Source organism: Bacillus sp. SG20033, from assembly GCF_044570195.1.
Lineage (GTDB): Bacteria > Bacillota > Bacilli > Bacillales > Bacillaceae > Bacillus > Bacillus subtilis.
In genome coordinates this window covers 2,363,270-2,382,688 of sequence record NZ_CP172606.1, presented here as the reverse complement: position 1 = coordinate 2,382,688, position 19,419 = coordinate 2,363,270, and the positions used below count along the sequence as shown (strand labels likewise).

Annotated in this window: 23 protein-coding genes; 19 read left to right on the top strand and 4 right to left on the bottom strand. The window is 43.0% G+C overall.

Going from position 1 to position 19,419, the window contains the following annotated elements:
- Positions 1 to 35: 35 nt before the first annotated feature.
- The 9 genes from ACFVP7_RS12435 (at position 36) to ACFVP7_RS12395 (ending at position 7,916) form a co-directional block, all read left to right on the top strand.
- Positions 36 to 1,169, top strand: a complete 1,134-nt coding sequence (locus tag ACFVP7_RS12435; protein ID WP_086343996.1) for a conserved virulence factor C family protein — start codon at positions 36 to 38, stop codon at positions 1,167 to 1,169.
- Positions 1,170 to 1,457: 288 nt separating this feature from the next.
- A complete protein-coding gene (gene ilvD, locus ACFVP7_RS12430; protein ID WP_009967560.1) occupies positions 1,458 to 3,134 on the top strand; it encodes a dihydroxy-acid dehydratase in 1,677 nt (558 codons plus the stop codon).
- A 108-nt stretch (positions 3,135 to 3,242) separates the two neighbouring features.
- Positions 3,243 to 3,677 (top strand): bacilliredoxin BrxA, encoded by a 435-nt coding sequence (gene brxA, locus ACFVP7_RS12425; RefSeq protein ID WP_003230794.1) that lies wholly within the window; start codon positions 3,243 to 3,245, stop codon positions 3,675 to 3,677.
- Between the two features lie 41 nt (positions 3,678 to 3,718).
- Complete coding sequence (locus ACFVP7_RS12420; protein ID WP_024572098.1) at positions 3,719 to 4,492, top strand: class I SAM-dependent methyltransferase; 774 nt, start codon at positions 3,719 to 3,721, stop codon at positions 4,490 to 4,492.
- Positions 4,493 to 4,751: 259 nt separating this feature from the next.
- Positions 4,752 to 5,363: a YpjP family protein gene (locus ACFVP7_RS12415; RefSeq protein WP_338730506.1), complete on the top strand. Its 612-nt coding sequence runs from the start codon at positions 4,752 to 4,754 to the stop codon at positions 5,361 to 5,363.
- 17 nt (positions 5,364 to 5,380) lie between these two features.
- Positions 5,381 to 5,914, top strand: coding sequence for a phosphatidylglycerophosphatase A (locus ACFVP7_RS12410; protein WP_003230797.1), 534 nt, complete (start codon positions 5,381 to 5,383; stop codon positions 5,912 to 5,914).
- Between the two features lie 83 nt (positions 5,915 to 5,997).
- Entirely contained in the window at positions 5,998 to 6,792 is a 795-nt protein-coding gene (locus ACFVP7_RS12405) for a thymidylate synthase (RefSeq protein WP_024572096.1), read from the top strand.
- Complete coding sequence (dfrA, locus tag ACFVP7_RS12400) at positions 6,789 to 7,295, top strand: dihydrofolate reductase DfrA (RefSeq protein ID WP_024572095.1); 507 nt, start codon at positions 6,789 to 6,791, stop codon at positions 7,293 to 7,295. Before ACFVP7_RS12405 ends, dfrA begins: the two co-directional genes overlap by 4 nt.
- A complete protein-coding gene (locus ACFVP7_RS12395; RefSeq protein WP_024572094.1) occupies positions 7,296 to 7,916 on the top strand; it encodes a 1-acyl-sn-glycerol-3-phosphate acyltransferase in 621 nt (206 codons plus the stop codon).
- Positions 7,917 to 7,954: 38 nt separating this feature from the next.
- Here ACFVP7_RS12395 and ACFVP7_RS12390 read toward each other — a convergent pair whose 3' ends face one another.
- Both ACFVP7_RS12390 and ACFVP7_RS12385 read right to left on the bottom strand, forming a co-directional pair.
- Positions 7,955 to 8,596 carry a hemolysin III family protein gene (locus ACFVP7_RS12390; protein ID WP_004398522.1) on the bottom strand — a complete coding sequence of 214 codons (642 nt, stop codon included), beginning with the start codon at positions 8,594 to 8,596 and terminating at the stop codon, positions 7,955 to 7,957.
- Between the two features lie 20 nt (positions 8,597 to 8,616).
- Positions 8,617 to 9,612, bottom strand: coding sequence for a sigma 54-interacting transcriptional regulator (locus tag ACFVP7_RS12385; RefSeq protein ID WP_029946001.1), 996 nt, complete (start codon positions 9,610 to 9,612; stop codon positions 8,617 to 8,619).
- Positions 9,613 to 9,860: 248 nt separating this feature from the next.
- On the opposite strand from ACFVP7_RS12385, the gene ilvA reads away from it, so the two are divergent.
- From ilvA to ACFVP7_RS12350, 7 genes are all read left to right on the top strand, one after another.
- Positions 9,861 to 11,129, top strand: a complete 1,269-nt coding sequence (gene ilvA, locus ACFVP7_RS12380) for a threonine ammonia-lyase IlvA (protein ID WP_086343993.1) — start codon at positions 9,861 to 9,863, stop codon at positions 11,127 to 11,129.
- A gap of 85 nt (positions 11,130 to 11,214) precedes the next feature.
- Positions 11,215 to 11,466 (top strand): YpmP family protein, encoded by a 252-nt coding sequence (locus tag ACFVP7_RS12375; protein ID WP_046381123.1) that lies wholly within the window; start codon positions 11,215 to 11,217, stop codon positions 11,464 to 11,466.
- Between the two features lie 147 nt (positions 11,467 to 11,613).
- Positions 11,614 to 12,195 (top strand): cytochrome c oxidase assembly accessory protein ScuA, encoded by a 582-nt coding sequence (scuA, locus tag ACFVP7_RS12370; RefSeq protein WP_076458040.1) that lies wholly within the window; start codon positions 11,614 to 11,616, stop codon positions 12,193 to 12,195.
- 77 nt (positions 12,196 to 12,272) lie between these two features.
- A complete protein-coding gene (locus ACFVP7_RS12365) occupies positions 12,273 to 13,040 on the top strand; it encodes an SGNH/GDSL hydrolase family protein (protein ID WP_003245956.1) in 768 nt (255 codons plus the stop codon).
- A gap of 9 nt (positions 13,041 to 13,049) precedes the next feature.
- Complete coding sequence (locus ACFVP7_RS12360; RefSeq protein WP_015251867.1) at positions 13,050 to 13,613, top strand: YpmS family protein; 564 nt, start codon at positions 13,050 to 13,052, stop codon at positions 13,611 to 13,613.
- Between the two features lie 12 nt (positions 13,614 to 13,625).
- Positions 13,626 to 13,820, top strand: a complete 195-nt coding sequence (gene ypmT, locus ACFVP7_RS12355; protein ID WP_017696912.1) for a protein YpmT — start codon at positions 13,626 to 13,628, stop codon at positions 13,818 to 13,820.
- Positions 13,821 to 13,891: 71 nt separating this feature from the next.
- Positions 13,892 to 15,229 (top strand): MATE family efflux transporter, encoded by a 1,338-nt coding sequence (locus tag ACFVP7_RS12350; RefSeq protein ID WP_024572007.1) that lies wholly within the window; start codon positions 13,892 to 13,894, stop codon positions 15,227 to 15,229.
- 49 nt (positions 15,230 to 15,278) lie between these two features.
- Here the strand turns inward: ACFVP7_RS12350 and ACFVP7_RS12345 are convergent, their stop codons facing one another.
- Positions 15,279 to 15,704, bottom strand: a complete 426-nt coding sequence (locus ACFVP7_RS12345) for a MarR family transcriptional regulator (RefSeq protein ID WP_004398634.1) — start codon at positions 15,702 to 15,704, stop codon at positions 15,279 to 15,281.
- Positions 15,705 to 15,835: 131 nt separating this feature from the next.
- Here ACFVP7_RS12345 and msrA point away from each other — a divergent pair, with 131 nt between their 5' ends.
- Entirely contained in the window at positions 15,836 to 16,369 is a 534-nt protein-coding gene (gene msrA, locus ACFVP7_RS12340; protein WP_042976318.1) for a peptide-methionine (S)-S-oxide reductase MsrA, read from the top strand.
- The gene (msrB, locus tag ACFVP7_RS12335) at positions 16,370 to 16,804 is read left to right on the top strand and encodes a peptide-methionine (R)-S-oxide reductase MsrB (RefSeq protein WP_024572009.1); all 435 of its coding nucleotides are present in this window, start codon (positions 16,370 to 16,372) and stop codon (positions 16,802 to 16,804) included.
- A 43-nt stretch (positions 16,805 to 16,847) separates the two neighbouring features.
- Here msrB and ACFVP7_RS12330 read toward each other — a convergent pair whose 3' ends face one another.
- Positions 16,848 to 17,873 (bottom strand): SDR family NAD(P)-dependent oxidoreductase, encoded by a 1,026-nt coding sequence (locus ACFVP7_RS12330; RefSeq protein WP_014477115.1) that lies wholly within the window; start codon positions 17,871 to 17,873, stop codon positions 16,848 to 16,850.
- 370 nt (positions 17,874 to 18,243) lie between these two features.
- On the opposite strand from ACFVP7_RS12330, the gene ACFVP7_RS12325 reads away from it, so the two are divergent.
- Complete coding sequence (locus tag ACFVP7_RS12325) at positions 18,244 to 19,392, top strand: phytase (RefSeq protein ID WP_338730504.1); 1,149 nt, start codon at positions 18,244 to 18,246, stop codon at positions 19,390 to 19,392.
- Positions 19,393 to 19,419: the final 27 nt, after the last annotated feature.

Genomic DNA, 19,419 nt, shown 5'->3' with positions numbered 1-19,419 from the left:
AGAATAAGTCACAGATATGCTATAGGAGGACGATCATGAAGATAAAATCAATTGAACCTACACCAAGCCCGAATACAATGAAAGTCATCTTAACGGAAGAGCTTCCGGCGGGCAAAAGCAATAACTATAAACTTGAGCAAGCAGAAGGCGCACCGCCTGTTATAGCGGAAATCCTTAAAATAGATGGAGTTAAAGGGGTATATCACGTCGCAGATTTTCTTGCTGTTGAACGGAATGCAAGATACGACTGGAAAGACATTTTACCGCAAGTCCGCACTGCATTTGGGATGGAAAGTGCTGAAAGCGCAGAAGAAAATCGTTCTGATCAAGAATCTTTTGGAGAGGTAAAAGTTTTTGTGCAGATGTTCAGCGGCATTCCTATGCAAGTTAAATTAACCGATGGAGAGCGGGAAGAACGCTTCGGCTTACCTGAACGCTTTCAGCAGGCGATCTTAAAACTTAGATCTGAAGCTTCCAATGTTGTGTTTGAGCGGGCTTGGAAAGAACAGGGTGTCAGATTCGGTGACTTTGATGAAATCGGCCATGACGTGACAGAAGAGCTTCAGGCGGCATACAGTGATGAACGGCTGAAACGACTGACTGAAGCAGCCGCTCAAGGAAAGGGCGAAGCAAAACAAGCTGTACAGCGCAAAGCGTATAAAGTAACGCTTGACATGCTGGATGATGAGGACTGGAAAAAGCGTTATGCACACTTGGAACAGATGGATCCGAAAGAAGAGGATATCCCGGTTTTACAGAAGGCATTGGATGATCCAAAGGTGTCCATCAGAAGACAGGCTGTTGTGTACTTAGGAATGATTGAAACACCTGATGTTCTTCCTCTATTGTATAAAGCACTTGAGGACAAAGCTGTATCAGTCAGAAGAACGGCCGGAGACTGCCTGTCTGATATCGGCGATCCTCAAGCCATTCCTGCTATGATCAAGTCGTTAAGCGACTCCAGCAAGCTTGTTCGCTGGCGTGCGGCCATGTTCCTGTACGAAGTCGGCGATGAAAGTGCAATTGAAGCTTTGCGCGCTGCCGAAGATGACCCCGAATTTGAGGTCAGCCTTCAAGTCAAAATGGCGCTTGAACGTATTGAGCATGGAGAAGAAGCAAAAGGTTCTGTTTGGAAACAAATGACGGAAAGCAGAAAAAAAGGCGAATAGAGATAAAAAAGGTGCAGATCATGCACCTTTTTTATGTGAATTCGCTTTTTATAAAAATTATTTCGAATATTGTTGAAAAATATCCGAAAACTATTTATAGTAAGTAACAATATTAATAGTTGGAGGGTTCAAATCGAAAGAAAGCTATATAAATATAAAAACACGAAAGAACAAAACAAGGTGAGGGCGGCCTGTATTTATCTTATTTGCAAAAATAGCCCATAAATAAACTGAAAATTGTCAAAATAAAATCCAATCAAATAATTGAAAGAATTTAGGAGGATCACCATGGCAGAATTACGCAGTAATATGATCACGCAAGGAATCGATAGAGCTCCGCACCGCAGTTTGCTTCGTGCAGCAGGGGTAAAAGAAGAGGATTTCGGCAAGCCGTTTATTGCGGTGTGTAATTCATACATTGATATCGTTCCCGGTCATGTTCACTTGCAGGAGTTTGGGAAAATCGTAAAAGAAGCAATCAGAGAAGCAGGGGGCGTGCCGTTTGAATTTAATACCATTGGGGTAGATGATGGCATCGCAATGGGGCATATCGGTATGAGATATTCGCTGCCAAGCCGTGAAATTATCGCAGACTCTGTGGAAACGGTTGTATCCGCACACTGGTTTGACGGAATGGTCTGTATTCCGAACTGCGACAAAATCACACCGGGAATGCTTATGGCGGCAATGCGCATCAACATTCCGACGATTTTTGTCAGCGGCGGACCGATGGCGGCAGGAAGAACAAGTGACGGGCGAAAAATCTCCCTTTCCTCAGTATTCGAAGGGGTAGGCGCCTACCAAGCAGGGAAAATCAACGAAAACGAGCTTCAAGAACTAGAGCAGTTCGGATGCCCAACGTGTGGGTCTTGCTCAGGCATGTTTACGGCGAACTCAATGAACTGTCTGTCAGAAGCACTTGGTCTTGCCTTGCCGGGTAATGGAACCATTCTGGCGACATCTCCGGAACGCAAAGAGTTTGTGAGAAAATCGGCTGCGCAATTAATGGAAACGATTCGCAAAGATATCAAACCGCGTGATATCGTTACAGTAAAAGCGATTGATAACGCGTTTGCACTCGATATGGCGCTCGGAGGTTCTACAAATACCGTTCTTCATACCCTTGCCCTTGCAAACGAAGCCGGCGTTGAATACTCTTTAGAACGCATTAACGAAGTCGCTGAGCGCGTGCCGCACTTGGCCAAGCTGGCGCCTGCATCGGATGTGTTTATTGAAGATCTTCATGAAGCGGGCGGCGTGTCAGCGGCTCTGAATGAGCTTTCCAAGAAAGAAGGAGCGCTTCATTTAGACGCGCTGACTGTTACAGGAAAAACTCTTGGAGAAACCATTGCCGGACATGAAGTAAAGGATTATGACGTCATTCACCCGCTGGATCAACCATTCACTGAAAAGGGAGGCCTTGCTGTTTTATTCGGTAATCTAGCTCCGGACGGCGCTATCATTAAAACAGGCGGCGTACAGAATGGGATTACAAGACACGAAGGGCCGGCTGTCGTATTCGATTCTCAGGACGAGGCGCTTGACGGCATTATCAACCGAAAAGTAAAAGAAGGCGACGTTGTCATCATCAGATACGAAGGGCCAAAAGGCGGACCTGGCATGCCGGAAATGCTGGCGCCAACATCCCAAATCGTTGGAATGGGACTCGGACCAAAAGTGGCATTGATTACGGACGGACGTTTTTCCGGAGCCTCCCGTGGCCTCTCAATCGGCCACGTATCACCTGAGGCCGCTGAGGGCGGGCCACTTGCCTTTGTTGAAAACGGAGACCATATTATCGTTGATATTGAAAAACGTATCTTGGATGTACAAGTGCCAGAAGAAGAGTGGGAAAAACGAAAAGCGAACTGGAAAGGTTTTGAACCGAAAGTGAAAACCGGCTACCTGGCACGTTATTCTAAACTTGTGACAAGTGCCAACACCGGCGGTATTATGAAAATCTAGACAGCTGGGGACACTTACTTCTATATTTTAAGGCGTGAACATTTGAAATCCGGCCCTCTCTATAGTATCCTTTACTTCAGATGAAGGATACTAGAGGGGGCTTTTTTTATGTCAATGGCTTATGAAGAATACATGCGCCAGCTTGTCGTACCGATGCGCCGCGAGCTGACTGGAGCAGGTTTTGAAGAGTTAACAACAGCAGAAGAAGTAGAAAACTTTATGGAAAAGGCAGAGGGCACAACTCTTGTAGTCGTTAACTCTGTATGCGGCTGCGCGGCAGGCCTTGCGCGTCCTGCGGCTACACAGGCAGTCCTCCAGAATGACAAAACACCTGACAATACGGTGACTGTTTTTGCGGGCCAAGATAAAGAAGCTACTGCGAAAATGCGTGAGTATTTTACTGGCCAGGAGCCTTCTTCACCATCAATGGCTCTTTTGAAAGGCAAAGAAGTCGTACATTTTATTCCGCGTCATGAAATTGAAGGACACGATATGGAAGAAATCATGAAAAATCTGACTGCTGCCTTCGATGCGCACTGCTAAATGCCCGTTTTCCGGGCATTTTCTTTTTGGGAGTACAGAAGATGATAACAACAAGCTATAGACCGTCTGAACACACCATAAAAACCGCAAAGCAGCTTTCTAAAGAGCTAAATATGCCATACTGCGGCCGGAATAAACAAACGGTTGAACACCTGCTGAGGTCAGCTGAACGTGATTTGCTTGTGGTCGGCAAAGAGCGGTTTGAGCTGTATACGAAACAAGGTGCCAAATTCTTTTTTCATCCGAATACAGCGATGTTTAGAGCCAAACGCTTCTTACAGGGAGAGCAAGAGCCTATGCTTCGGGCTGCCGGCTTATCTGAAGGGGATACGTTTTTAGATTGCACACTCGGGCTGGGGTCAGATGCCATTATCGCAAGTATGGCAGTAGGCGAAACGGGTTCTGTTGTTGGGATTGAAAAAAACCATCTTGTGTCTGTTTTAGTGAGGATGGGGCTGCATTCATGGGAAACGGGTATAGAAGAGCTTCAAACTGCGATGAGAAGAATCCAGGTGAAGAATGGTGATTGCTTAGAATACATCAAACAGCTTCCTGACAACTCTGTTGATGTGGTTTATTTCGATCCAATGTTTCATGAACCTGTAGAGACCTCTGACGGCATCGCGCCTTTACGTGATTTGGCAGAGGATTCAGTTTTACACGAAGGATGTATCAATGAAGCGGTACGAGTCGCCAGAAAAAGCGTTGTGCTAAAAGACCACTGGAAAAGTCCGCGGTTTGAACAGTTTGGTTTTAACGTCATGAAAAGAAAAACAGCACTGTTCCATTATGGCGTCATTCAAACAAGCCCGTGATTCATATCACGGGCTTTCTGTTAATCGGTGACCTCCATGACGACAAAGTATAATAATGTTAAGAGTGAAACTGTGGCAAACAGAGCGTCAATCATGCGGAAAGCCTCCTTTCATTGAATATTGTAAGCGTTTTTACACAAAGTGCATAGCAACGAATCTCCTAATTTGCATATCAGTTTCATATAGTACATGACTTGCATGTTTTGGATGTGCTAAAATAAGAGAAACATGACAATAAAATAGAGAGGAATAAGCAGTCATGAAATTGTGGATGAGAAAGACCCTTGTGGTTTTATTTACCATTGTAACGTTCGGGCTCGTATCTCCTCCGGCTGCCCTTATGGCGGACAAGCCTTCCGGACAGCCGAGCAGTCTTGAGCAGAATGATTACACCGCTTTTTATGATGAGCATGACCTGTACGATGATGAGTCGGATGACAGGCAAAATCCTGAACTGCTTTTTCAATCGTACAAGGAACAGCTCCTTGACAGCGCTGAGGATCAGTCCTTTTTAAAATTCGGCAGCAGAATCGCTCCGGTCATTGAGGATGACTATCGGAAAGAGATCCTGCCAAAAATCGAAAATGTGATTAGTGAATATTTAGCGACATTGCAAGATGATGAGGCGTACCAAGATGTTGTGATCTCAAACATGCCTTCAGCGGGCAAAACGGAAAAAATTTTCAACGTTTACAATCGGACAACTGGAGAAGATCTTCTCAGATTCCATGTGCGAAGAGACCATCCGCCGCATGACGGCTACTGGTTTAATTTTCATTATCATACAGCAGAAGATGGATTTCAATCACATCATGAGCTTGGGAGCATTTACTGGGACCGCAACACGCCTCCCAACTGGATGAGTGCCTAAAGGAGATGCCATTAGACATGAAAAAGTACACAATGAATGAAATGGTCGATATAACAAAGGATATGCTGAACAAACGGGGCGTTATGATAGAAGATATTGCACGGATTGTTCAAAAACTTCAGGAAAAATACAATCCAAATCTGCCGCTTAGTGTTTGCATGGAGAATGTAGAAAAAGTCCTGAACAAACGTGAAATTATTCATGCTGTTTTGACAGGCCTTGCACTCGATCAGCTTGCAGAACAGAAGCTTCTCCCCGAACCGCTGCAACACCTTGTTGAAACGGATGAACCGCTTTACGGCATAGATGAAATTATCCCGCTTTCAATCGTTAATGTGTACGGGTCGATCGGTTTGACCAATTTCGGTTATTTGGATAAAGAGAAGATTGGAATTATTAAGGAACTTGATGAAAGTCCAGACGGTATTCACACCTTTTTGGATGATATTGTGGCAGCTCTTGCTGCAGCAGCGGCGAGCAGAATTGCCCATACGCATCAGGATCTGCAAGATGAAGAAAAAGAACAGGATGAAAAGCCTGTCGTCAGCTGACTATAAAAAAATCATTTCTGGGTTCAGAAATGATTTTTTATTGTGTTACACTACTAGAAGACTACTTTTAAAGGATGAAAAAAATGAAACAGTATAAGGATTTATGCAGACATGTTTTAGAGCATGGTGAGAAAAAGGGAGACCGGACAGGGACCGGAACAATCAGCACTTTCGGATATCAAATGAGATTTAATTTACGGGAAGGCTTTCCGATGCTCACCACTAAAAAACTCCACTTTAAATCAATTGCGCATGAATTGCTGTGGTTCTTAAAAGGAGATACGAATGTACGCTATTTGCAGGAAAACGGAGTGCGAATCTGGAATGAGTGGGCTGATGAAAACGGTGAACTTGGACCTGTATATGGCTCCCAATGGCGTTCTTGGCGGGGAGCTGATGGAGAAACCATTGATCAAATTTCCCGTCTTATTGAAGATATTAAGACAAATCCGAACTCCAGACGCTTAATCGTCAGCGCCTGGAATGTTGGTGAAATTGATAAAATGGCGTTGCCGCCGTGCCATTGCCTGTTCCAATTCTATGTGTCTGACGGCAAGCTGTCCTGTCAGCTGTATCAGCGCTCTGCCGACGTTTTCTTAGGTGTGCCGTTTAATATTGCATCTTATGCCCTGCTAACCATGATGATTGCTCATGTGACTGGGCTTGAACCGGGCGAGTTCATCCATACGTTTGGTGATGTTCATATCTACCAAAATCATATTGAACAAGTCAATTTGCAGCTGGAAAGAGATGTTAGACCGCTTCCGCAGCTTCGTTTCGCCAGAAAGGTTGATTCTATTTTCAACTTTGCATTTGAGGACTTTATCATCGAGGATTATGATCCGCATCCTCATATAAAAGGGGCGGTCAGCGTATGATTTCATTCATTTTTGCGATGGATGCCAACAGGCTTATCGGCAAAGACAATGATTTGCCGTGGCATTTGCCCAATGATCTTGCATACTTTAAGAAAGTAACATCGGGCCATTCAATCATTATGGGCCGAAAAACATTTGAATCGATCGGACGTCCGCTTCCAAATCGGAAAAATATTGTCGTTACCTCAGCGCCGGCTTCAGAATTTTCGGGATGCACGGTTGTCGGTTCATTAAAGGATGTACTGGACATTTGTTCAGGCCCTGAAGAATGCTTTGTGATCGGAGGGGCTCAGCTCTATACGGACCTTTTCCCTTATGCGGACAGACTGTATATGACGAAAATTCATCACGAGTTTGAGGGTGACCGTCATTTCCCTGAATTTGATGAATCCAATTGGAAGCTGGTTTCTTCTGAGCAGGGGATCAAAGACGAAAAAAACCCGTATGATTACGAATTTCTAATGTATGAAAAAAAGAATTCTTCTAAAGCGGGAGGATTTTAATTGGTTCGCTACAGCCTTCTAGTGGTTTATATTGTGTATATGCTGTTAAAAAATATGAAACAATTATTTAATCAAACAATGCTCGATCCCCGTCTGTCATACAAAAAACAGATGACTCTTGTGTACGAACAGCCAAAGGCGTTTTTGGAAGGCTGTATCGGCATCTCCGGTTCAGTTGTGACGATCCATCAGCCAGAGCCAATACCACACGGTCCTGTTTTGTATGTGCATCCCCGTTTGCGTTTGGCTGAACTGGCCTTAATTGCTGGATATATTGAGGAACCGGCCGGCTTTATCGCCAACCCAAAAGTGTTCCGCTTGCCTTTTATCGGGCAATGGCTGGATCGGATGGATGTGATTTCAGACGGTGATTCAGAAAAGGTATATGAAGATGTGACAAAACAGCTGGAAAAGGGACAAAGCCTGATTCTTTCACTAGATGGTTCTATTGATCCTATAGAACTTGCGGCCCGCTATCATCTTCCGTTGGTGATGGTGGAAACGAAAGGAACAGATAACATGCAAAAGGGCTCGTTTTTTAAACGCTTAAAACCGGCAGACATTGAATTGTCCTTTTCAAAAGCTTATATACCTGCCAATGAAAAACAATTACGTGCATAAAAAAGCGCAGTCGTGAAGACTGCGCTTTTCTGTTACTGTTACGAAAGGAACGGCACCTTTACACAATAGAAGAGCACGCAGAAAAACATGGCAGCGCTCCCGCCCAATACAAAGCTGTGCCAAATGGCGTGATGGAAGGGGATCTTTTTCCAAATGTAAAAGATGGTTCCGACAGAGTATAAAATGCCGCCGAGAAAAAGGAGGCTGAATCCCGCTCCGCTCAGTGAAGCATATAAAGGTTTAACTGCAATAATCATCAGCCACCCCATGACTAAATACACGAAGGTTGACAATAGGATAAACCGTTTCACAAAGAAAATTTTAAAAACGATTCCGCCTAGGGCAAGTGACCATACGATAACCAACAGGGTAAAGCCGAGTGTGCCTTTCAGCGGTCCAAGCAAAAAAGGCGTGTAGGTTCCGGCGATGAGTACGTAAATCGCGCTATGATCAATAATCTCCAAAATGTCCTTCGTTTTTTTATGTGTGATGCTGTGAAGCAGGGTGGAGCTCAAATATAACAGCAGCATAGAGACACCGAATATTGTAAAGCTGACAATGTCCCATGCAGACCCGTAATTAGCCGCAAATATGATTAGAAACACTAATGCTGGGATGGATAAGAGGACACCGATGCCGTGTGTAATCGCATTGGCGATCTCTTCTTTGATTGTAAACAAGTACATTCTCCTTTCGATCGCTAGATCATTTGATTTTTTAACGTATCTATAAAGCTCAAGCCCTCAAAGGTAATTTTTGTGCCTGCGCGTCCGCGGCTTTTGGTGACATAATCTTTTTTCTCCAAATAGTCGAGACGGCTTCTGACCTGCTGAGGAGTTAACGAGGTTTGGGTATTTTTGCTGTGTTCAGAAATGATCCGTCTGCTGGCAGGTTCTCCTTTTTCGTTCAATACTTTTATTGTTTCCAAAATAAACAAAAACTCAGCTTTTTCCATTAAAGTCAGCAGCTTCGCTTTTTTCTTCGACGTTTTTCCGTCTATCGCGCCTCTAATATATGGCGGCAGGTCATATGGCTGAATCGTTCCTCCGCTTGATACTGCCGCCATATAATCTGCAGCGTTTTTTAATTCCCTGACATTGCCTTCAAATGCATGCTTCTCAAGCACGGGAAAAACGGAGGGATCGATTAACAATTGCTGACCGGAATTTGAGAGAAAATGCTGTGTCAAAAGCGGAATATCGCTTTTTCGTTCCGATAATTCGGGCAGTGTGAGCGTTAAAATGTTCAGTCTGTAGAATAAGTCTTGCCTGAAGGTATGTTCCACGGATCGGTCTGCAGAAGCACAGATCATTCGCGGTTTCTCCGTGTCTGAATCAAGCGCTTTTAACAGCTGAGCTTGTACAGAAGCAGGCATGCGCCATACATCATCAAGAAAAAGGGTTCCTCGTACTGCTTTTTGAAAAACACCTGTGTTTCCGTTAGGGCCAAAAAGCTCATGAATAAGGGTTTCTTCCGAATGGGTGCTGCAATTGACGCTTATAAACGGTTCATTGCTTCTCGAAGATTCCAAGTGTATGGCATGTGCGAAGTGATTTTTGCCTGTTCCGATTTTTCCTGTTATTAAGACAGGAAGCTCCGATAACGAGAACTGCTTGGCGATTCGCTTCGCTTCCAGGAAAGTTTGATGTTCTCCGATTAGATGTTGAAATGTATTGAGTTTTGGTGCACTATTCATCAATTGGCTCCTTTTGGTTCTAATTGGTTTCATTATATCATGCCTTTTGGTTGAAAACACCCTTTATTTTACGATCATCTTTTTTCTTGGCTCTGCAGGATAATGGTTGAACAGAAGTTACCACAAGATGTGGTGGACATAGTCTGTATTTTTTTAATTATTAAATAAAAATAATTGTCTTATTTTTTGAATATTCATGTTATAATGGCATATTAAATAGGGATTTAAAACAAGAAAGGAATCTGTACATGAAACCGTTGTTGAAAGAAAACTCTCTCATCCAAGTGAAAGACATTTTGAAGGCTCACCAAAACGTAAAGGACGTTGTCATTCACACACCTTTGCAGAGGAATGACAGACTTTCTGAGAGATATGAATGCAATATCTATTTAAAACGTGAAGACTTGCAAGTTGTCAGATCTTTTAAGCTCAGAGGGGCTTATCATAAAATGAAACAGCTTTCCAGCGAGCAGACAGAGAACGGAGTTGTGTGTGCAAGTGCCGGAAACCACGCTCAAGGTGTGGCATTTTCGTGTAAACATCTTGGCATTCACGGGAAAATTTTTATGCCGTCTACTACACCGAGACAAAAAGTATCTCAAGTTGAACTATTCGGAAAAGGATTTATCGATATTATTTTGACAGGTGATACGTTTGACGACGCGTATAAAAGCGCCGTTGAGTGCTGTGAGGCTGAATCTCGGACGTTTATCCATCCGTTCGATGATCCGGATGTGATGGCCGGACAGGGGACGCTCGCAGTCGAGATTTTAAACGACATTGATGCAGAACCGCATTTTCTTTTTGCAAGTGTCGGAGGCGGCGGCCTTCTCTCTGGGGCAGGTACATATTTGAAAAACGTGTCTCCTGATACAAAGGTAATTGCTGTTGAGCCGGCGGGAGCGGCATCCTACTTTGAATCAAACAAAGCTGGGCATGTCGTCACACTTGATAAAATTGACAAGTTTGTAGATGGGGCGGCTGTTAAAAAAATTGGCGAGGAAACCTTCCAGACGCTGGAAACTGTCGTTGATGACATTCTCCTTGTGCCTGAAGGAAAAGTATGTACATCCATTCTTGAATTATATAACGAATGTGCGATTGTTGCTGAACCGGCCGGAGCTCTTTCTGTCGCAGCGCTTGATTTGTACAAGGATGAAATCAAAGGAAAAAATGTGGTGTGTGTGGTCAGCGGGGGGAATAACGATATCGGAAGAATGCAGGAAATGAAGGAGCGTTCCTTGATTTTTGAAGGTCTTCAGCATTATTTTATCATCAACTTTCCGCAAAGAGCGGGGGCGCTCCGCGAATTTCTTGACGAAGTCCTCGGGCCGAATGATGACATTACAAGATTTGAATATACGAAGAAAAATAATAAAAGCAACGGACCTGCTCTTGTCGGCATCGAGCTGCAGAACAAAGCCGATTATGGGCCGCTGATTGAACGGATGAACAAAAAACCGTTTCATTATGTAGAGGTGAACAAGGATGAGGACTTGTTCCATTTGCTGATCTAATTTTTTTACACAACCGCGCAAAATGACAGACAGCCCGGCTGGCATCATATATAATAGAAGAAAAACAAAAAAGAGGATTGATAGCTTGTTACTCAAAAGCCTAGAGTTCAAACGCGGTGACGGGATTCAGGTGAAAGTGACAGAAATACCTGTATTAAAGGAAGATGAGCACTATTTCTTTATGTTACATCACCATTTGCAATTCTACTTAAAAGAAGTGTTTTCATCAAACAGCAGGGCAAAAGTGTATTCTTTCCGACATTATATGAAGCGCCGGATGAAGTGGGCAGATTATCAGGCTGTATTTCATCAAGAGATGTTAAAGCACAACGCGTAACATGCCGTTTTTTACCTGTATGTCCTCCTTTGTAATCGTTAATGGGGAGGCATGCAGGATTTTTTTTGCTCAGTATCGAATACAAACATTGGACAGTAAGGACAGTTTTAGAAAGCGTTTTTATGCTGGCTGGAAAGGGTGGATGTCATGAAGGTTATCAAGGGGTTAACGGCTGGGCTGTTTTTTCTGTTTTTGTGTGCATGCGGAGGACAGCAGATTAAAAATCCGCTCAATTACGAGGTGGAGCCTTTTACATTTCAAAACCAAGACGGCAAGAACGTTTCTTTAGAGAGTTTAAAAGGAGAAGTATGGCTGGCGGATTTTATTTTTACCAATTGTGAAACTGTATGTCCGCCGATGACCGCTCATATGACCGATCTGCAAAAAAAACTGAAAGCTGAAAATATAGACGTCCGCATCATATCATTTAGTGTTGACCCAGAAAACGATAAGCCGAAACAGCTGAAGAAATTTGCCGCAAATTATCCATTATCTTTTGATAACTGGGATTTTCTCACGGGATACAGCCAGAGTGAGATTGAGGAGTTCGCACTTAAGAGCTTTAAAGCGATCGTAAAGAAGCCGGAGGGAGAGGACCAAGTGATTCATCAATCTTCTTTTTATTTGGTAGGTCCGGACGGTAAGGTGCTGAAAGATTACAATGGAGTTGAGAATACACCGTACGATGATATCATTTCCGATGTGAAGTCAGCCAGTACACTCAAGTAAGCTAAGAGACTAGGCATTTGCAAATCTTCTAAAACATGATACACTTTCCACTAGTAGAATGGGAAGGAGCAACAAGATTGAAGCTGCGCATTTTTTCAATCATGGCCAGTTTGATTTTGCTTCTTACTGCGTGTACGAGCATACGTACATCATCTGAGGGAAAACAAAAAGCCCATGAAACGAAAACAAAAGAACACATTGTCATAGCGGCTGTCGGAGATTCGCTGACAGAAGGAGTCGGAGATCCCGACGGAAAGGGATATGTCGGCAAGGTGGCGGATTCTATCCGGTCAGATAAACAAGTCAAAACGGTCGACGTGAAAAATTATGCCGTAAAAGGGAACCGTTCGGATGATTTATTAGAAAAACTAAAAGATAAAAAGGTTCAAAAAGGCATAAAGGACGCAGATTATGTCTTTTTTACAATTGGCGGTAATGATTTGATGAAAATCCTTCGCCAAAACTTTCTGCAATTAACCGTTGAACCGTTTCAGGAAGCGGAAAAACCGTACGAAAAGCGCTTTGAAAAAATCATTTCTGAAATTCGCGAGCTGAATGATCACGCTGAGCTGATTTATGTTAGCATGTACAATCCGTTTACGTTTACATTATCAGAACTAAATGAAATAAATGGTGTCGTCACGGATTGGAACCATATTGCTGAAAAAGAGCTGAAAAAAGATAAACATGCAAAAATCGTTCATATCGAAGATTTGTTCAATCAAAAAAGTGACAGCAGCCGAATTTCTGAGGAAGATGATTTTCATCCTAATGGTACGGGTTATTCTCTTATCGCAAAGCGCGTCTATCAAGCCATTAAAAAAGAAGGATTACCGAAAGAGTAGGGTGACAGCATGAATAAGTGGAAGCGACTGTTTTTTATATTGCTTGCAATCAATTTTATCCTCGCCGCCGGGTTTGTGGCACTTGTTTTGCTCCCGGGGGAACAGGCTCAGGTGAAGGATTCATCTGAGAGCGAGTATGGATTTCAAGTGACAAGCACAAAAGAATCATTAGCTGCGTTTGTTAACTCATATTTAAACGACAAAGCATCAAACAAGCTTGATTATAAAGTAGAGATTGATGATGATGTTCATGTCGCAGGGAAAATCAAGGCATTTTCCACGTCTATTGATGCGTTTATCGCTTTTGAGCCGACCGTGAAAAAAAACGGTGATGTAGAGCTGAATGTCACGAAATTTTCGTTAGGGAAATTGAGTATACCAATTAGCTTTGTGTTAAATTATATGGACAGCTTTTATGAATTGCCGTCATTTGTCCATGTTCACCCCGGAGATAAAAGCATTGAAGTGCGTTTGTCAGAAATGCCTTTAACGAATGGAATGTATGTCAAAGCGGATAAGATAAATTTAGAAAAAGATGAAATTGAGTTTTCCTATTACCATCCCAAACAATAGAGGTGACTGAAAATGAAACGGATTTACCAGTATTTCAGTTTATTATCTTTTACATTTTCCCTGTACTTCGGCTGGCTTGCTTATCATCATCTGACTGCTGAAGACATGGATCAAATGTATTTGAATGTTTCCTATTGTGCCTTGTTCCTAAGTGTGATGGTGTTTACATTCGGTATGCGAGACCGAAAAAAAACCGATAAGTCATGAAAAAAGAGACATGAAACAACGTCTCTTTTTTCGTGCGGTCCGAAGAAAATTTGAGAACACAAGGAGAAAAGATGAAAGCATACGATTTTACACAGGGGAACGTGCTGAAACAGCTTGTACTGTTTTCAATGCCTATTATGCTCGGAAACGCATTACAGGTTTCCTTTCAATTTATAGACAGCTTGTGGATCGGCAATTTACTGGGGGCAAAGGCCCTTGGAGCAGCCGCGGTATCAAGCACGATTGTTTTGACCGTGCTGTCTTTTATTTTGGGCCTTAACAATGCGACGTTAACCATTTTATCTCAGCAAAAAGGAAAAGATGATGTAAAAGGAATGGCGTCGTATATTAACGCTTTTGTTGTTTTATTAACAGGCCTAAGCATCGGATTCGGCGTTGCCGGTTTTTTTCTCTCAGAGCTTTTGCTGCGTCTTCTAAAAACGCCGGAGTCAATGATTCCGCTTGCTGAGACGTATTTACAGATTCAATTTATCGGCATTTTATTTTTGTTTGGTTATAACTTTATCAGTACTGTGCTTCGTGCGCTGGGTGACAGCAAGACACCTCTCCGGTTTATTGCGTTTGCTGTTGTACTGAATACAGTGCTTGCGCCGCTCTTTATTTCTGTGTTCCGCATGGGAATAGCGGGAGCGGCTTATTCAACGATTTTGTCACAGGGCATTGCGTTTCTGTATGGGTTGTTTTATGTCATCAAACACAAGCTTGTGCCATTCTCGATTCCGAGAATGCCCAAGTGGGAAGAGTCCGCGCTGATTTTGAAACTCGGGATTCCGGCAGGTCTGCAGATGATGGTGATTACAGGCGGTATGATGGCGATTATGAGTGTTGTCAACTCATACGGAGATCACGTGGTATCAGGCTTTGGCGCGGTGCAGCGGCTTGATAGCATCATCACGCTTCCAGCAATGGCTGCCGGTACGGCCGTCAACAGTATGGCAGGGCAAAATATTGGAATCGGAAACGAAAAAAGAGTGGGAACAATTGCAAGGCTGGGTGTGATAGCTGTTATTTCCTGCATGCTGGTGATTGCGGTTATGATTTGGGTATTTGGTAAATATCTCATAAGGTTATTTATCAGTGAGCCCGATGCGGTCGCATTTGGTGAACAATATTTGAAGTGGATCGCGTTTTTCTACCCTTTTATTGGGATTAATTTTGTGCTGAACGGAATCGTCAGGGCCGCGGGAGCGATGCTGCAGGTTCTGGTATTAAATTTAATCTCGTTTTGGGTGTTGAGATATCCTTTCACAGCTCTATTTTCAGCTTGGCTTGGACAAAAAGGAATCGGGCTTGGAATCGGAATGAGTTTTTTATTTAGCAGCTGCGCGGCATTTTTGTATTATAGATATGGCCGCTGGAAAGCAATGAAGCTGTTTACTGAAAAATAAGTGAAGCACTGCGAAAAGCACATACCTATATATCGGTATGTGCTTTTTTTCACCGTTTTTTATCAAGTTTGCTGAAGAGCTCGATTAACGTGGCAAGTTCAGCATCAGTGTAGCAGTCAAAGCGTTTAAAGAAATATTCCGTTTTTTTCTCGTTAAAGTGCTGAAGGACTTTTTCGCCCGCTTCAGTGATATGAATGCGGATGATGCGTCTGTCTTCCTTCGATCTGATTCTCGTAATCCATTCCTTTTCTACCAGCGCATCGGTCACAGCCGTAATGTGGCTTGCCGATACCTCTAAAATAGGCGCAAATTCAGTGACTTTTTTAGGCCCTTGTTCACTGAGGATCCGAAGAATGGTGAATTCATTCCGCGACAGCTCTTTATCTAAAATTTCATTGATTTCATTGCGTATTTGTTTAAAGACTTTACGGAGTAAAGTTTCCATATCGTACATCATCTGTGTTCTTACTTTCAAATTTGTGAACCTCCATTACATAAGCATATTGCTTAAAACCTATAGATTTTATTGAAAAGCAGAATCATTTTCATTCTATTTTTACATGCTATAATATAATAATACCACGTATTAACAAAGGAGGCACCAGTATGTCTGAAAAAAAAGAAATCGCCACATTTGCAGGAGGCTGTTTTTGGTGTATGGTTAAACCTTTTGACGAACAGCCGGGAATTGAAAAAGTGGTGTCCGGGTATACAGGCGGCCATACTGAAAACCCTACGTATGAAGAGGTGTGCAGTGAAACGACGGGACATCGTGAAGCCGTTCAAATCACGTTTAATCCTGATGTATTCCCTTATGAAAAACTGCTTGAATTATTTTGGCAGCAAATCGATCCGACAGATGCCGGGGGGCAGTTTGCTGATCGCGGCAGTTCCTATCGCGCAGCCATTTTTTATCATAATGAAAAACAAAAGGAGCTTGCGGAAGCTTCCAAGCAACGTCTGGCGGAAAGCGGCATCTTTAAAGATCCGATTGTAACGGACATTTTAAAAGCTGAACCTTTCTATGAAGCGGAAGGCTACCATCAGCATTTTTATAAAAAGAATCCAGCACATTATCAGCGCTACCGGACAGGTTCCGGACGAGCGGGATTTATCAGCGAGCATTGGGGGGCTAAATAAATGGCGTACAATAAAGAAGAAAAATTGAAGTCATTAAATCGCATGCAATATGAAGTAACGCAAAATAACGGCACGGAGCCGCCGTTTCAAAATGAATATTGGGATCATAAGGAAGAAGGGTTGTATGTAGACATTGTGTCAGGCAAGCCATTGTTTACATCCAAGGATAAATTTGATTCCCACTGCGGCTGGCCAAGCTTTACAAAGCCGATTGAAGAAGAAGAAGTGGAAGAAAAACTGGACACGAGCCACGGCATGATTCGCACAGAAGTAAGAAGCCGAACTGCTGATTCTCATCTTGGCCACGTATTTAATGACGGACCGGGGCCAAACGGACTTCGTTACTGCATAAATTCAGCAGCGCTGCGGTTTGTTCCGAAGCATAAGCTGAAAGAAGAAGGATACGAAAGCTATCTGCATCTCTTTAATAAATAAAGTGTTAAAAACAGGCCTGCCTAATGGATAGACAGGCTTGTTTTTATGCCTTTTTCTCTTGATGCAATTCTTCAATAATCTGAGCAATCCTTTCTTTCGTAATGAGCGGGGCTTGATCTGATTGATACCCAGGCAGATTGACTTTGCGAAAGTCAGGATGTTTTTCCGGCTCTGGAAGGATCGCATAAAGGTTGCCCCATTCATACAGTGATTCAATTTCATGTGGAGATGTTAATTCTTCGTGAAGCTTTTCACCTGGACGCTTGCCCACTTCTACTGCAGCCGGCCGCGGGAGCCCGTGCTGCGATGCATATTCTTCAAACCCATGAATCAGTTCTTCAAGTTTCAGTGATTCCATTTTGAAAATAAAGGTTTCTCCGCCTTTTGTAATAGCAGCTGATTGCAATGTCAATGTAGCTGCATCGTCTATTGACATGAAAAATCTGGTCATGTTTTTGTCTGTGATGGTCAGAGGTTCACCCTCCATCATCTGTTCAAATAATATCGGGATGACCGAACCTCTGGAACCGAGAACATTTCCAAAGCGTACCGAACAAAACAAGGTTCCTTTGTTTTGGACGTGGCGGTTTGCTTGATGAAACAGCTTTTCAGATAACAGCTTGGTGGCACCCATTGTGTTCACAGGAGATACAGCTTTATCTGTACTGATATTAATGACATGCTGCACTCGGTGTGAAAGGGCAGCTTCCACCACATTTTGTCCGCCGATGAGATTGGTCTGGATCGCTTCAAATGGATGGTCCTCACATGTCGGAACCTGTTTCAGCGCAGCCGCGTGAAAGACGATATCGACGCCTTTCATCACCTGATTCACCCTTCTGTGATCGCGTACATCTCCGAGTACAAATAATAGCCGCTTATCCTCCGCATACTTTTGGCTCATGACATACTGTTTACTGTCGTCTTTGCTGAATACAATCACCTGTTTAGGTGTAAGCAGCAAAAGGCGTTTGACAATTTGACTCCCGATTGAACCCGTTCCGCCAGTGACTAAAACTGTTTTGTTATGGAAAAATGGTTTTAGTTCTGCTGTTTGCTGTTTAGGCATGGCTTATCCTCCAACTCTCGTTTCTCTACCATGCATCATATGTTCAACTTTGTAATCGAATTAATGAAAGCAACCAATAAAACAAAATTTAGGGGAATGATCATGTCACAAAGTGTTCTTTTTTAATAGAAAATGGAAAAACGGACGTAACTAGGGAACAACAAAACTAAATAAACAATGTACTAAATATTCAACATATTTTTATTTCGCTCCGCAAAAGGAAATCTGGCAAAGTCCATCTCACGTACCTCTTTGGGGAAAAGTTGTTTATGAGTCAGAAACCCTATAAAAAAAGGTTCATTTTCCTCACGGTAATCACCTGTATATATTTTACAATAGTAGTGATAGTGATAAAAGAGGAGGGTACCAAATGAAGGTTTCAAAAACAATGCTGCTAAACACTGCCGCGGGTTTATTGCTTAGCCTGACAGCAACCTCTGTGTCGGCTCATTATGTGAATGAGGAACATCATTTCAAAGTGACTGCACACACGGAGACAGATCCGGTCGCATCTGGCGATGACGCAGCAGATGACCCGGCCATTTGGGTTCATGAAAAACACCCGGAAAAAAGCAAGTTGATTACGACAAATAAGAAGTCAGGGCTCGTCGTGTATGATTTAGACGGAAAACAGCTTCATTCTTATGAGTTTGGCAAGCTCAATAATGTCGATCTGCGCTATGATTTTCCATTGAACGGCGAAAAAATTGATATTGCTGCCGCATCCAACCGGTCCGAAGGAAAAAATACAATTGAAGTATATGCAATAGACGGGGATAAAGGAAAATTGAAAAGCATTACAGATCCAAAACATCCTATTTCCACCAATATTTCTGAGGTTTATGGATTCGGCCTGTATCACAGCCAGAAAACAGGAGCATTTTACGCATTAGTGACAGGCAAACAAGGGGAATTTGAGCAGTATGAAATTGTTGATGGTGGAAAGGGTTATGTAACAGGGAAAAAAGTGCGTGAATTTAAGTTGAATTCTCAGACCGAAGGCCTTGTTGCGGATGATGAGTACGGAAACCTATACATAGCAGAGGAAGATGAGGCCATCTGGAAATTTAACGCTGAGCCCGGCGGAGGATCAAAGGGGCAGGTTGTTGACCGTGCGACAGGAGATCATTTGACAGCTGATATTGAAGGACTGACAATCTATTATGCACCAAATGGCAAAGGATATCTTATGGCTTCAAGTCAAGGAAATAACAGCTATGCAATGTATGAACGCCAGGGGAAAAATCGCTATGTAGCCAACTTTGAGATTACAGATGGCGAGAAGATAGACGGTACTAGTGACACGGATGGTATTGATGTTCTCGGTTTCGGACTTGGCCCAAAATATCCGTACGGGATTTTTGTGGCGCAGGATGGCGAAAATATCGATAACGGACAAGCCGTCAATCAAAATTTCAAAATTGTATCGTGGGAACAAATTGCACAGCATCTCGGCGGAATGCCTGATCTTCATAAACAGGTAAATCCGAGGAAGCTGAAAGACCGTTCTGACGGCTAGAATAGAAAGCAGCTTGTGCAGCTGCTT